Origin of the sequence: Sphingomonas insulae (assembly GCF_010450875.1) — a bacterium.
GTDB lineage: Bacteria > Pseudomonadota > Alphaproteobacteria > Sphingomonadales > Sphingomonadaceae > Sphingomonas > Sphingomonas insulae.
Genome location: NZ_CP048422.1, coordinates 215055 through 227861 on the forward strand (window position 1 = coordinate 215055; position 12807 = coordinate 227861).

At 69.5% G+C, this 12807-nt stretch carries 10 protein-coding genes; 2 read left to right on the forward strand and 8 right to left on the reverse strand.

The features are described 5' to 3' along the window. Positions 1 to 18: 18 nt before the first annotated feature. Entirely contained in the window at positions 19 to 1377 is a 1359-nt protein-coding gene (locus GTH33_RS02655; RefSeq protein WP_243848172.1) for an ATP-binding protein, read from the reverse strand. After that, entirely contained in the window at positions 1374 to 2033 is a 660-nt protein-coding gene (locus GTH33_RS02660) for a response regulator (protein WP_163956979.1), read from the reverse strand. The genes GTH33_RS02655 and GTH33_RS02660 overlap by 4 nt, the downstream gene beginning before the upstream one ends. A 110-nt stretch (positions 2034 to 2143) precedes the next feature. Here GTH33_RS02660 and GTH33_RS02665 point away from each other — a divergent pair, with 110 nt between their 5' ends. Together GTH33_RS02665 and pncA are read left to right on the forward strand one after the other, a co-directional pair. Then, positions 2144 to 2755: a hypothetical protein gene (locus tag GTH33_RS02665; RefSeq protein WP_163956980.1), complete on the forward strand. Its 612-nt coding sequence runs from the start codon at positions 2144 to 2146 to the stop codon at positions 2753 to 2755. A 67-nt stretch (positions 2756 to 2822) separates the two neighbouring features. Next, the gene (pncA, locus tag GTH33_RS02670; protein ID WP_163956981.1) at positions 2823 to 3458 is read left to right on the forward strand and encodes a bifunctional nicotinamidase/pyrazinamidase; all 636 of its coding nucleotides are present in this window, start codon (positions 2823 to 2825) and stop codon (positions 3456 to 3458) included. On the opposite strand, the gene GTH33_RS02675 is transcribed toward pncA, so the two are convergent. The 6 genes from GTH33_RS02675 to GTH33_RS02695 all read right to left on the reverse strand — a co-directional run bounded on the left by GTH33_RS02675 (position 3455) and on the right by GTH33_RS02695 (position 12806). After that, positions 3455 to 4702 (reverse strand): oligogalacturonate lyase family protein, encoded by a 1248-nt coding sequence (locus GTH33_RS02675; protein ID WP_163956982.1) that lies wholly within the window; start codon positions 4700 to 4702, stop codon positions 3455 to 3457. The two genes, pncA and GTH33_RS02675, sit on opposite strands and share 4 nt — an antisense overlap. A gap of 6 nt (positions 4703 to 4708) precedes the next feature. Next, a complete protein-coding gene (locus GTH33_RS02680) occupies positions 4709 to 7771 on the reverse strand; it encodes a TonB-dependent receptor (protein WP_163956983.1) in 3063 nt (1020 codons plus the stop codon). Between the two features lie 185 nt (positions 7772 to 7956). Then, complete coding sequence (locus GTH33_RS02685) at positions 7957 to 10392, reverse strand: glycoside hydrolase family 2 TIM barrel-domain containing protein (protein ID WP_243848173.1); 2436 nt, start codon at positions 10390 to 10392, stop codon at positions 7957 to 7959. A gap of 82 nt (positions 10393 to 10474) precedes the next feature. Further along, entirely contained in the window at positions 10475 to 10858 is a 384-nt protein-coding gene (locus tag GTH33_RS18345) for a TolC family protein (protein ID WP_478050868.1), read from the reverse strand. Then, a complete protein-coding gene (locus GTH33_RS02690) occupies positions 10846 to 11919 on the reverse strand; it encodes an efflux transporter outer membrane subunit (protein ID WP_338054396.1) in 1074 nt (357 codons plus the stop codon). The genes GTH33_RS18345 and GTH33_RS02690 overlap by 13 nt, the downstream gene beginning before the upstream one ends. Then, complete coding sequence (locus GTH33_RS02695) at positions 11916 to 12806, reverse strand: efflux RND transporter periplasmic adaptor subunit (RefSeq protein ID WP_163956984.1); 891 nt, start codon at positions 12804 to 12806, stop codon at positions 11916 to 11918. The genes GTH33_RS02690 and GTH33_RS02695 overlap by 4 nt, the downstream gene beginning before the upstream one ends. Between the last annotated feature and the right edge of the window lies 1 nt (position 12807).

Consider the following 12807-nt stretch of genomic DNA (forward strand, 5'->3'; position numbering starts at 1 on the left):
GTACGCCCCGGCGGCGGTTTAGTGCCGTGCCGGCAGGGCGACCCGTGCCTCCAGTCCGCCGCCCGGCCGCTCGGATAGCGTCAGCCGCCCACCGTGCAGCTCGGCGAGCTCGCGCACGATGGCGAGGCCGAAGCCATGCCCCTCGCCGCGTTCGTCGAGGCGCACGCCGGGCTGCGTCACCCGCTCCCGCTCGGCAACGGGGATGCCGGGGCCGTCGTCGGCGACGATCAGGTCCAGCCACCGCGCGTCCGCCTGACTGTGTGCGCCGACCCATATGCGGCTGCCCGCATAGCGTGCGGCATTGTCGAGCAGGTTGCCGAGCAGTTCGTCGAAATCCTGGGGGTCGATCGCGGCGGTGACGTCCGCGCTATCGGTCGCGATCGACAGCCCCCGCCCCGCATGCAGCCGCCCGATCGCCTGCACCAGATCGGCGATGGCGGGCGCGACCGGCGTGCTGGCGCGGGCATCGACCATGCCGGCACGCGCGCGCGACAGGTGGTGGCGGATCGTCGCATCGATGCGTGCGACCTGCGCCGCCTTCGCCGGATCGTCGCGCACGCCCAATGCCAGCGTCGCGACCGGCGTCTTGAGCGCATGCGCGAGGTTCGCGGCGGACTGGCGTGCGGTCGCCAGCGCCGCCTCTCGGTCCGCAGCCAGCGCGTTCAGTTCGGTGGCGAGGCCACGCAGTTCGACCGGCTGGTCTTCGTCCAGCCGCGACGCCTTGCCGGCGCGGATCGCCGCGACCTGTGCCCGCATCCGCCCGAGCGGCCGCAACCCCAGCCGCAATTGCACCCAGGTCGCCGCCGCCAACAAGACCGCGAGGATCGCCAGCGCCGCCAGCAGCGGCACCAGCGCATCGCGCAACGGCCGCGCGATCACCGCGCGCGGGGCCGCGGCGAACAGCGTCACCGCCCCCATCGTCAGGCGGCGGGCGTGGATAGCGTGGCCGCCGGCATCCTCGCCGTCGATCGCCTCAGGTCCCCGCTCCCGCTCCGCATCCGGGCCGGGACGTGCATCCGGATCTGGACCGGGACCGGCACCGGGGTTCGGGACGGGACCGGGGGGATGCGGCCCCGCGTGCATCAGCGGCCGGTCCGCGGAGCCGATCGCCCCCTGCGGCGTCTCGATCCGCCAGCGCCAGCCGCGCCCCGCCTCCAGCGCGCCGGCGCGCTGCGCCAGCGCCGCCCGGTCGACGCGTCCGTCGCGGTCCACCACGCTTGCCAGCAGCGCGATCTCCGCATCCAGCCGGCGGTCGATGCCCTCGGTCACCACCCGTTCCAGCACGCCGCCGATCGCCCAGCCAGCGATCCCCAGCGCGGCGAGGATCGCGATCGCGGACAGCAACAGCATGCGGCCCTGGATGGATCGCAGCTTCATAGGCAGGTCAGCCGATAGCCGCGACCGCGCACCGTCTCGATCATCTCCGCCCCGATCTTGCGGCGCAGGCGCCCGACGATCACCTCCAGGCTGTTCGAATCGACATCGGCATCGCCTTCGTAGACGCGCTCGAGCAGGTCGAGCCGCTCGATCACCGCCTCGCGTCGCAGCATCAGTGCCGACAGCACCCGCCATTCGAACGCGGTCAGCTTGAGCGGCAGGCCGTCGAGTTCGAAATGGCCGATCTGGGTGTCGAACGACAGCCGCCCGCAGGCGAGCACGGGCTGCGCATGCCCCGCGGCGCGGCGCACCAATGCGCGCAGGCGCATCACCAGTTCCTCGAGCCGGAACGGTTTGACGAGGTAATCGTCCGCTCCCGCCTTGAATCCAGAAACCTTGTCCGACCAGCCGTCGCGCGCGGTCAGGATCAGCACCGGCAGCGTGCGGCCGGCGGCGCGCCATTCCTTCAGCACGGTGATTCCGTCCTTGCCCGCCAACCCCAGGTCGAGCACCGCGGCGTCATACGCCTCCGTCTCACCCAGATGCGCGGCATCGATGCCGTCGGCGATCAGGTCGACCGCGAAATGCTCCGCCCGCAGCCCGCGCGCGATCGCGGGGCCGAGGTCATTGTCGTCTTCCACTAGCAAGATGCGCATCGGCAGGCGGTATCCCTCGTCGCTAAACCGAAACTGAACCGTGCGGTTCAGCGGGGGTCGGACGCATCGTCCTAGAACGGCGTCATCGACACACCAACTAGAGAGACTCGATGGCAAGAATGACAATCGGACGCCGCCAACGCCTTGGCCTCGGCGCAGCAGCCCTGATCGCGGTCGGCGCGGCCGGCGGCGCAGGCGCGGTGGCGCTCACCCGCCCCTCGATCGAGATGGCCCCCACCATCGCCACCCCGATCGCCAGGCTGGGCAGCAGCAACGGCATCGTCACCGTGAAGGGGCGCGTCGCGGAAGTGTTCGGCGACCGGTTCGTGGTGCAGGACGGCAGCGGCCGCGCGATGATCGATGCGGGCCGCAACGGTACCGGCAGCGTGACCAAGGGTAGCCCGGTGATGGTGCAGGGCCGCTATGACGAAGGCCAGTTGCGCGCGCGCTTCCTGGTCGATCCCGCCGGGCAGGTCCGCGAAGTCGGTCCGGCGCACGGTCCGCACGGCCCCGGCGGTCCGGGTGGTCCGGGTGGCCCGGGTGGCCCGGGCAGGGATGGCCCCGGCGGCCCTCGCGGTGACGGCCCGCCGCCGCCCCCGCCGGGTGCCGGCCCGAACGCCGCGCCGCCGCCGCCCGCCGATGGCCGCGGTACGCCGCCGCCGCCGGTGGCCGCCAACGCCCCCGCGCCGGTCGCCGCGCCGACCGCAACGGCACCCCGCTGAACGGCAGCCCCGGTCGCACCACGCGACCGGGGCTTTCGCCGCATCGCATCCGGCGCGATAAGCGGCCATGCCGTTTTCGCCCCACCGCAACGATGCGCTGATCGTCATCGACCCCCAGAACGACTTCTGCGCCAATGGCGCGCTGGCGGTCGCGGACGCGGATGCGATCATGCCCGCCATCGCCGACCTCGCCGCCACGTTCGCGCATGTCATCGTGACGCAGGACTGGCACCCCGCCGGCCACAGCTCGTTCGCCAGCAGCCATCCCGGCGCCACCCCGTTCACGACCGTCGTCATGCCCTATGGCGAGCAGGTGCTGTGGCCCGACCATTGCGTGCAGGGCAGTCACGGCGCCGCCTTCCACCCCGCCGTCGCCGCCGCCGTGACGAGCGCTGGCCTGATCCTGCGCAAGGGTCACAATCCGACGATCGACAGCTATTCCGCCTTTCGCGAAAACGACCGCGTCACGCCGACGGGTCTTGCCGGATATCTGCGCGACATCGGCGTGACGCGCTGCGTGCTGGTCGGCCTCGCCTACGATTTCTGCGTCGGCTGGTCGGCGCTGGATGCGGTGGAGCACGGGTTCGAGGCGGTCGTGCTGCGCGACCTCACCCGCGCCATCGCGATGCCGCTGGCGGATGGCCGCACCACCGTCGACGAGACGGAGGTGCGGTTCGCCGCGGCGGGCGTCGTGCTGGCCTAGCGTCCGGTCGCCGCGGCCCCGGTCGCGACGGCATAGATCGCCGGCGCGCCCTCCATATTGGTGCGATAGACGATCCACTTGCCGTCGGGCGTGAAATGCTCGTTGGGTTCCAGCGTGTAGTCGTGCGTCGCCAGGTTCGCGAGCCGGGTCGTTTCCAACACCCCCGGCGCGATCAGGCCCGGTTGCGGCGTTGCGGTAGGCCTCGCCGCGAACAGGCTGATCCACTTGCCCGCATTGCTGCCATCGCCGGCGAAGACGCTGCGGTCGGGGGATTGGGTGAAGTGATACGAGCCCTGATCCTCGCCGATCGCATAGCGACTGCGCGCGCCGGTGGTCACGTCATAGCTCGACAGCCAGCCCGCGCCCTTTGCCGGGGTACGCAGGTCGTACCAGATCGTCCGCCCGTCGCTGCTCCAGAATTCATGGCCGGCGATTTCCCCCGCCATTGTCCTGGTATGCACCTTGGTCAGCCCCGTGCCGTCGGTGCGGATCGTCCAGATGCGGTCGACCTTGTCCCACGGCCCTTCATGGCAGAACATCAGCAGCCTGGGGTCGGTCGGCGAGAACTGGACGTGGTTCAGCCAGTCGGTCGCGCGATGGATCGTCCGTCGCCGGCCATCGGCGATGGCGACGCTGTACATCTCCATCGGTACCCGCGCGGCCAGCCGCGCCGCCATCCATTGCCCCTTGGCGGCGGCGAACGACAGCGGCCTGCCGTCCGGCCCGGTACCGGAATAGGTCGGCGCGCCGGTCTTCGGATCGCGCCGGCCCTGCGCGGCGATGGCGGGCGGCGGCGGCTGCAACTCGCGTTCGCCCGCCAGCAGCGTTTCGTCGGCGTTGATCGCCTCGATCCGCCCGCCCGGCACGTCGGCGATCTTGCGCGTCGCCCCGCTGTCGAGGTCGACGCGCCAGACCTGGAACGGCCCGCCGTCGTCCACCGCGACGTCGCGGATGGTGTAATAGGCGCTGCGGCTGCGTGGCCCGGCGAACAGCAGCCGGTCGACCTTCGCCCGCAGCACCAGTCGCGTGTTCCACGTCTTGAGGTCGACCACCCGGATGCCGTCGGGCGTCAGATAGATCATCAGGTCGCCCTGCGGCGTGAACGGATTATAGTTGAAATACAGCGCGTAATTGCCCGGTGTGGCATCGATGCGGACGATCTGCCGGCCGGTGGTCGGATCGATCCACGACGCCGGGATGGCGAGCGTCGTGGCGGCGGCGGCGGCAAGCAGGGTCGTCAGCATCGATCGTCAGAACCGCGCCGTCGCGCCGATGGTGAACGTGCGCCCGATGCGCGTTTCGAACAGCGTGTCCTGCCGCTTGCTGTCGATGTACAGCGAGTTGCGCTCGTCGGTGATGTTCTGCACCTCGGCGATCAGCTTGAACTGGTCGGTGATGTTGAACGAGGCGGAGGCGTCGACGAACGTGTTCGGGCGGTTGCCCTGCAAGTCGCTGCCCGGCGATGCCGGAATGCCGCGGATGTACCGGTCGCGATAGCTTGCCGTGCCGCGGATGCTGAAGCGCTTGTCTTCGTAATAGATCGTGCCGCTCGCCGAATTCTTCGACAGGCCGACGAGGTCGGCGGTGGTCGTGACGGTCGGTACGCCGTTCACCGAGGCGAGGATGTAGGTGATCTTCGACGTCACCCGGTTGTAGTTCGCCAGGACGCCGAGATTGCTGAGGAAGCTGGGCAGGAAGTCGAGCTGGACCTGGGCATTGACCTCGAACCCCTTCAACTTGCCCCCCGGCGTGTTGAGCGGCTGGCTGACGGTGAAGATCTCGCTGGGATCGGTGCTGGTATTGGCGAGCAAAGCACTCGGCAGGCCGAGCTGGTTGAACGGGATCTGGCTCGATATGCGCTGCACGTAGGTGCCGATATCCTTGTAGTAACCGGCGATCGACAGCAGCGATCCGGGCTTGAAATACCATTCGAGGCCAAGGTCGGCGGTATTGGCGCGGATCGGGTCGAGCAGCGGATTGTTGAGCGTGCCGGTCCGAGTCGTCGCGGTGACGCCGCTGTTCGGCGCCAGCGACGGCAGGTCGGGGCGCGACATCACCTTTGCCCCCGACAGGCGCAGCAGCAGTTCTGGCTGCAATTCGAACACCACGTTGGCGGACGGCAGCCAGTCGTTGTAGCTGCGGTCGACCACCGCACGCTGGCCGCGCAGGCCGGTCGGCGTGGTCGCATCGGCGACCGGGATGAAGCCGACCGAATGCTGGTTGGTGCGCACGTAGCGGACGCCGAAGTCGCCGCGCACCGGAATCGGCAGCGCCGACTGGGTGTCGAACTGCGCCATGGCGTACGCACTCGTCACCTGTTCGCGGATCTGCGACACCGCGGCGCCGCATTCCGAACCGCAATATCGCACGCCGGCGAAGTTGAACGTCTTTTCCCACGCCTCGCTGTCGATCGCGACCCAGCTGGCGGGCGCGCCGGTGCCGAACAATTTGTCCACGCCGGTGATCTGGCGGGTGATGCTGGCCAGCGTCGTACCGGCCGGCAGCGCGGTGACCACCGTCTGCGACAGATAGGGCAGCTTGCCGTCCGAGTGGAAATCGGATTCGCGATACTGGCCGCCGGCACGGACCGTGAAGCCGGGTGCCGCCTTCCAGTCGAAATTGGCTTCGTAGGTCTGGTTGACGGTGGTCTGCTTCAGCGGGCGCGCCTGGAAACTGAAGCCGCCCAATACGGTGCCGTCCGACAGCGCGGGCGCGTAGGCGAAGTTTGCCGGATCGGCGACGTCGAAGCCGAAGCCCAGCGTCGGCGTGTTGCCGCCATTGCGGAAATCGATCGTGAAATTGTCGGTGTCGATCGCGTCGATGAAGGTCTGCAGGCGCTTCTTGCCGTCCAGGATCGACTTGTTGACGCCCGCCATCAAGGTCACCCGGAGGGTGTCGCTGAGGTCATGCTCCAGGTTCCAGTTCACCTGACCGAAGCTGGACACATAGTGATCGACCAGACCTTCCGACCGCACGTCGACGCCATCGAAGGTGCCGTTGGTCAACGATCCCAACGAATCGAACGCGATGTCGCGCACCGACGTCATCGGCTGGCCGTTGTTGGTGACGCTGCGGCCGAAGGACAGGGCGGCGATGTAATTGTCGCGGCGGGTGACATCGAGGCGCGAATAGAGACCATCGATCCACATGTTCGTCGCATCGTCGGGCCGCCATTGCAGCGTGGCCGATCCGCCGATCCGCTCCTGCGTCTGTTCGGAATTCACGTAGCGCGGCAGACGCGGCAGGAAGGCGCCGCTGCCCTGGACGTTGGGCAGGTCGGGCCGGCGCAGGCCGATCACCGTATTATACGCCGCCGCGGTGCTGGTCCGCGGATTGCCGGTGCTGCACAATGTCGCGGTCGCGCCCTTGGTACCCAGCGGCGGGCTGATCGGCGCATAGCCGACCGGCGTACAGAAGGGCGCGTTGACGCCGTTGGTGGTCAGGCCGTTGGTATTGGCCGACAGGATGTCCACCGCGGAATAGCCGACCTCGCGCGTTTCGCGCTTCTGGTACGATCCGGACGCCAGGATGCCGAACTTGCCATCGCCGAACTGCTTGGACACCAGCAGCGATGCGCGCGGGTTCACCTTTTTCGACAATTCGCCGTAGATGCCGCGCAGCGTGGCGGCGACGACGAAATCCTGCTTGTAGTCGAGCGGCTTAGGTGCGCGCAGATCGACCGTCGCACCCAGCGATCCCTCTTCCAGATCGGCGGACGGCGTCTTGCGTACGGTCAGGGCCGAGAAGATTTCCGATGGAAAGACGTTGAAGTCGAAGCTGCGGCCGGCGTTCTGCGCGCCATAGATGTCGGAAGAACCGGTCTGCGCCGTGCCTTCCATGCCGTTGATGCGGACACGGGTGAAGGCGGCGCCGAGGCCGCGGACCGAGATGTTGCGCCCTTCGCCGCCGTCGCCGCGTGCCAGCGACACACCCGGCACGCGCTGCATCGATTCGGCGAGGTTGGAATCGGGGAATTTGCCGATGTCTTCGGCGACGATGCTGTCGACCGCCGCGGTTTCCAGCCGCTTCTGGTTGAGCGCGCTGTTGAGCGAGGCGCGAAAGCCGGTGACGACGATCTCGTCGCCATCGCCCTGCACGGCCGGTGTCTGGTCGGCGGCGGTGGTCGCGGCGGGGGTTTCCAGCGCGGTCGAATCGGCGGACGGCGTCTGTCGCTGCTGCGGCAGCGGCGCGGGGCTGGGGTTCGAACCCGCGGTCCCACCCGCCTGTGCGATGGCCGGCGCCGCGGCCAGACCGGCGATCAACGCCGCGATGGATGCCGTCGCGCGGATCCTGGGCAAGTGACCATTGAGCATGCTGCGTCCCCTCTCCTGTTGCCATGGCCGGATGACGTCCGGCTTCTCGGCTTGGGGGACACGCTATTCGGCAACGGTGTCAGGTCAAGCCATTATCTGCCCTGACAATCCACATGTTGGGAAGTGCGTGCCATCAACATACTCCGACGCGTCATTTTTCGCGATTGTGTCGTATCGGCCACATCCTAGGGCCGTGCGATAGCGGCGATCGTCGCATCCGCCAGCCCGTCGGCATGGGCCGTCAGCGTGAACCGGCCAGTCCCCTTGCCGCGGACGAAGGCGACGGCGCGACCGCCCGCGACCTGCCGGACGCTGGCGGTGAACGGCGTGTGATCCGTGATGCTGCCGTTGTCGAACGCGGCGAGTGCACCCGGCCCCTGGATGCTCAGCGCGATCGGCGTCGTCGCATCCGGCACCACCACCCCGCGCGCATCCACCACCTGCACCTCGACCGCGACGACATCGTCGAACCCGGAACCGACGCGCGTCGCCTCAGGCACCAGCCGTATCGCACGTGCCGGCCCGGCCGTGCGCAGGACGTCCTCGGCCACCTTGCGGCCGGCGCGGTAGCCCACTGCCCGCAATTCGCCCGCGACGAACGGCACCGTCCAGGTGATCGCACTGTCGTCGGCATGGCGCGGCTTGCGGCCCAGCGATCGGCCGTTCAGCAGCAATTCGACCGTATCGGCATTGGCATAGACCTCGACCGTCTCGTCATGCCGGCCGCGATCCGTCGGCGACCAGTCGGCGAGCGCCCCCGGCCCCTTGGGCTGCGGCACGGCGATGCCGACCATCGTCGGCATCTCGCTGACGTCGATCACCGGGGTCACCCGCCGCGCGATCTTCACCACCGGCGCCTGCGACCACCAGCTTGCCCGTTCCCAGCCGATCGGCTTGACGCCGTCGACCCGGTCGACCAGCCCGGACGGATTGCTGATCGCGGGCCAGCCGATCCGGTCCGCCTCGCCCAGATAGTCGGCGCCCGTCCACAGGAACATGCCCGCATAGGCCGGATCGTCGCGCACCACGATCCAGCTCCCCCGGTTCTTGCTGTTCTCCGTCCCGATGATCGCGCGCGACGGCTTGTCGGCATGCGCCTTGGCCAGTTCGGTCTCGCGATAATTCTGCCCGACCACGTCGAGCAGGTCAGCGGTGCCGTTCTCGTAATCATGCGTCGTGTTGGGCCGGAACAACGCCATCGTCACCGGGCGGGTCGGGTCCTCGGCATGGAAGACCGCCTTCAACCGTTCGATGATCGACTGCGCGACCAGGGGATAGGGCGTGTCGTGGATCTCGTTGCCGATCGACCAGATTACGACACTGGGATGATTGCGATCGCGCCGCACGAAATCGCGCGCGTCGATCGACGACCAGTCGGTGAAGAACAGGTGATAGTCCTGCGGGTTCTTCGCCACCGTCCACATGTCGAACGCCTCGTCCATGACGATCAGCCCGAGCCGGTCGCACAGGTCGAGGAATTCGGGCGAGAAGGGATGATGCGCGGTCCGGATCGCGTTGACGCCCAGCCGTTGCAGGCCGCGCAGCCGCCGTTCGTAGACCGCCAGCGGCACCGCCATGCCGAACGGCCCGCCATCGGCGTGGATCGCGACCCCCTTCAGCTTGACGTTGCGGCCGTTGAGCCAGAATCCGGTCGCGGGCACGAACCGCGCATCGCGCACGCCGAACGGCACGCGCTCTTCGTACAGCACGTTGCCGTCCGCGGCGCGAACGCGGACGAGCGCGCTGTAGAGCGCGGGATCGCCGATGTCCCAGCGGCGGGGGTTGGCAAGCCGGCCCGTCACCGCCAGCGCCGTCGTGCGGCCCGCGGGCAGCGTCGTCGTGTCACTGGTGAAGGCCGTCAGTTCGCGGCCGTCCGGGGTGCGGATCACCGCCTCCAGCCGGGCCATGACCGGTGCGGCGGACTGGTTGACGACGGCGCTGCCGATCGACAGGTCGGCGATGGCCGCATCGAGGGCGGACACGCGGACCTGCGTACCCCAGGTGTCGGCATGGACGTCGCCGGTGACGACCAGCCGGACGTGGCGATAGATGCCGCCGCCGGCATACCAGCGCGATGCCGGCTGCGATGCTGTGTCGGCGCGCACCGCCAGGACGTTCTCGCCGGCGTGCAGGTGCGGCGTGACCTCGTACCGGAAACTGGCGTAGCCGCTGGGGCGATAGCCGACGTGGTGGCCGTTGATCCACACGCCCGATCGCTCCATCACCCCGTCGAATTCGACGAAGACACGTTTGCCGGCGGCATCGGCGGGCAGGGTGAAATGCTTGCGGTACCAGGCCACGCCGCTCGGCAGGAACGCACCCGACCCGGTCGCGGCGGCATGTTCGTCGAAGGGGCCGGCGATCGCCCAGTCGTGCGGCAGGTCGACGCTGGTCCAGGCGGCATCGGCAAAGCCCGCGGCCTCCGCCCCCGCCACGTCGCCGCGCGTGAAGCGCCAGTCGCTATCGAACGAACGCGCGCCCAGCGGCCGTGCGGCCAGCGGCGCGGCCATCGCCAGCGGGGCCATCGCCAGCGGGGCCATCGCCAGCGGGGCCATCGCCAGCGCTGCCATCGCCGCCGCCCTGATCGCTGCGATAGTCCCTGCCCGGTGCCACCACGCCATCGCTCTCTCTCCCGTCCTGTTTCGCACATCATGCGACGCTGGACGGCCTTTCGCAATGTATATCATGGTCTCACATATTGGACTATGTCTGCCATCCACCGCCGAGCGCGAGGAACAGCTGCACCTGATCCGCCGCCAGCCGGCTCTGCGCCGCCGCCAGCGTCTGTTCGGCGGTGATCGCGGTACGCTGCGCGTCCAGCACCGGCAGAAAGCCGGTACGCCCGGCGCGGAACAGCGTTTCGGCATCGCGCGCCGCCCTGCCCGCCGCGCCGCTCGCCTCGCGCAGTGCCGCGATCCGGTCGAGGTCGCGGGCGTAGACGGTCAGCGCGCTTTCCGTCTCGCGCAACGCGCCAAGGACGACGCCGTCGAACCGTGCGAAGGCCGCGTCCCGCCCGGCCTCGGTGGCGGCGATCCGGGCGCGCACACGCGTGCGATTCGGGAATTGCCAGTTGATCAGCGGGCCCAACGAAAACTTGTAGGTATCCCCCCGAGAACCCGCTCCGCCAGGCCTACCGATCCGACCGAGGCCCCCAGCGAAATATGGGGATACAGATCGGCGGTGGCGACACCGATGCGTGCGGTGGCGGCGCGCAATTCCCATTCCGCGCGGCGCACGTCGGGCCGACGGCGCAACAACGCCGCCCCGTCGCCGATCGGGATCGCCTGCGCCAGTTGCGGTTCGCGGGTGCAGGCAGCGACGTCGCGGTCGAATCCGGCCGGCGGGCGCCCGGCGAGCGTCGCCAGGCGATAGAGCGCGAGCTGCTTCGCCGCGAGCAGGCCGGGCATCGTCGCGCGCACCTGCGCCTCCTGTGCCGACGATCGGGTTGCATCCAGCGATATGCCGCGACCGCCGCGGACGAGGCGCCGGGTCAGCTGCGTGGTGCGGCTTTGCAGGTCGAGCGCGCGCTGGGCGACGCCAATCTCCCGCCCCGCCGAACACGCGTCGAGATAGGCGCGCGTCGTGTCGGCGGCGACGGTGACGCGCACGCTGTCATAGGCGGCACGGGTCGCCGCGAGGTCGGCATCCGCCGCCTCGATCGCGCGCCTGACCTGTCCGACGAGATCGACCTGATAGGAAATGCCGGCGCTGGCGGCATAGACGAAGTTGCTGGGCAAAGCGGCGCCGGGCAACAGTTCCTCTTCCGCCGAGCGCTGGGCATAGCCGGGGCTCGCCTGCACCGTGGCCTGCGGGCGACGACCGTCCTCGGCGATGGCGACGTCGGATTGTGCGCGGGCGATGTTCGCCGCCGCGACGCGCAGGTCGGTGTTGGCCGCCAATGCCTGTGCGACGAGGCGATCGAGCACGGGATCCCGGTACAGCCGCCACCAATGATCGGGAAGCGGCGCCAGCGCGGCGAACGCGGCCTCGTTACCGCCGATGAACGGCGCGGTCGCGGACGGCTTTTCGATCACTGCGGCGGCGGGGCGATGATAGTCCGGGCCGACGGTGGCACAGGCGGAAAGCAGGCCCGCGGCGCAAAGCGCCCCGGTGCGCATGTGTGTCATCAGGACGCGGGCGACGGTCATGCCGGCGCCCCGGCGGTGCGCGGCATCACCTCCACCGTCGCGGTGCGGCCGACGACCAGCGTTTCGCCCGCCGGCATCCGGTCGATCGCGACGCGGACGGGGATGCGCTGTGCCAGGCGCACCCAGCTGAAGGTCGGATTGACGTTGGCGAGCAAATTGGCCCCGGCGCTGCGGTCGCGATCCTCGATACCGCCGGCGATGCTCTGGACGTGCCCGACGATGTCGCGCGCCTCGCCCATCAGGCGGACGCGGACGGGATCGCCGATGCGGATACGGGGCAGCTTGGTTTCCTCGAAATAGCCGATGATGTGCAGCGATCCGCGGTCGATGATCGCGAATTCCGGATGACCGGCGGTGGCATAGTCGCCGGGTCGCAGATCGAGGTTGCTGACGGTGCCGGCGACGCTCGCCCGCACCTCGGTGCGCGACAGGTTGAGTCGGGCGGTGGCGAGCGCGACGCGCGCCTGGTCCAGCGCGGCGGCGAGTTGCGCGACCTTGGCGTCGCCCTGTTCGCGTACCTCGCCCGCGACGAGATCGCCGAGCGTGCGGTTGCGCTGCGCCTCGCGCCGGGCCTGTGCCAGCTGCGCCGCCTGTTCGGCGACCGCGGCGGCGGCCTGCGCAACCGCCAGGCGGTAGCGCGGACGATCGACGCGGAACAGCGGCGTGCCGACCGCGACCGGCTGGTTATCGCGCACCAGCACGTCGGTGACGAGACCCGATACGTCGGGCGCGACCTGGACAATGTCGGCGCGGACGCGGCCGTCGCGCGTCCAGGGTTCGGTTTCGTAATGCGCCCACAGGCGGCGGCCGGCGAGCAGCGCCAGCGCGACCACGACGAGCGTGACGACGACGCGTCCCGCGACGCGAAGGGGGGGATGGAGGGTCATA

Excerpts from the sequence above, each read along its gene's own strand:
- GTH33_RS02655 (WP_243848172.1), bottom strand. The coding sequence starts at position 1,377 with ATGAAGCTGCGATCCATCCAGGGCCGCATGCTGTTGCTGTCCGCGATC.
- GTH33_RS02660 (WP_163956979.1), bottom strand. The coding sequence starts at position 2,033 with ATGCGCATCTTGCTAGTGGAAGACGACAATGACCTCGGCCCCGCGATC.
- GTH33_RS02665 (WP_163956980.1), top strand. The coding sequence starts at position 2,144 with ATGGCAAGAATGACAATCGGACGCCGCCAACGCCTTGGCCTCGGCGCA.
- pncA (WP_163956981.1), top strand. The coding sequence starts at position 2,823 with ATGCCGTTTTCGCCCCACCGCAACGATGCGCTGATCGTCATCGACCCC.
- GTH33_RS02675 (WP_163956982.1), bottom strand. The coding sequence starts at position 4,702 with ATGCTGACGACCCTGCTTGCCGCCGCCGCCGCCACGACGCTCGCCATC.
- GTH33_RS02680 (WP_163956983.1), bottom strand. The coding sequence starts at position 7,771 with ATGCTCAATGGTCACTTGCCCAGGATCCGCGCGACGGCATCCATCGCG.
- GTH33_RS02685 (WP_243848173.1), bottom strand. The coding sequence starts at position 10,392 with ATGGCGTGGTGGCACCGGGCAGGGACTATCGCAGCGATCAGGGCGGCG.
- GTH33_RS02690 (WP_338054396.1), bottom strand. The coding sequence starts at position 11,919 with ATGACCGTCGCCCGCGTCCTGATGACACACATGCGCACCGGGGCGCTT.
- GTH33_RS02695 (WP_163956984.1), bottom strand. The coding sequence starts at position 12,806 with ATGACCCTCCATCCCCCCCTTCGCGTCGCGGGACGCGTCGTCGTCACG.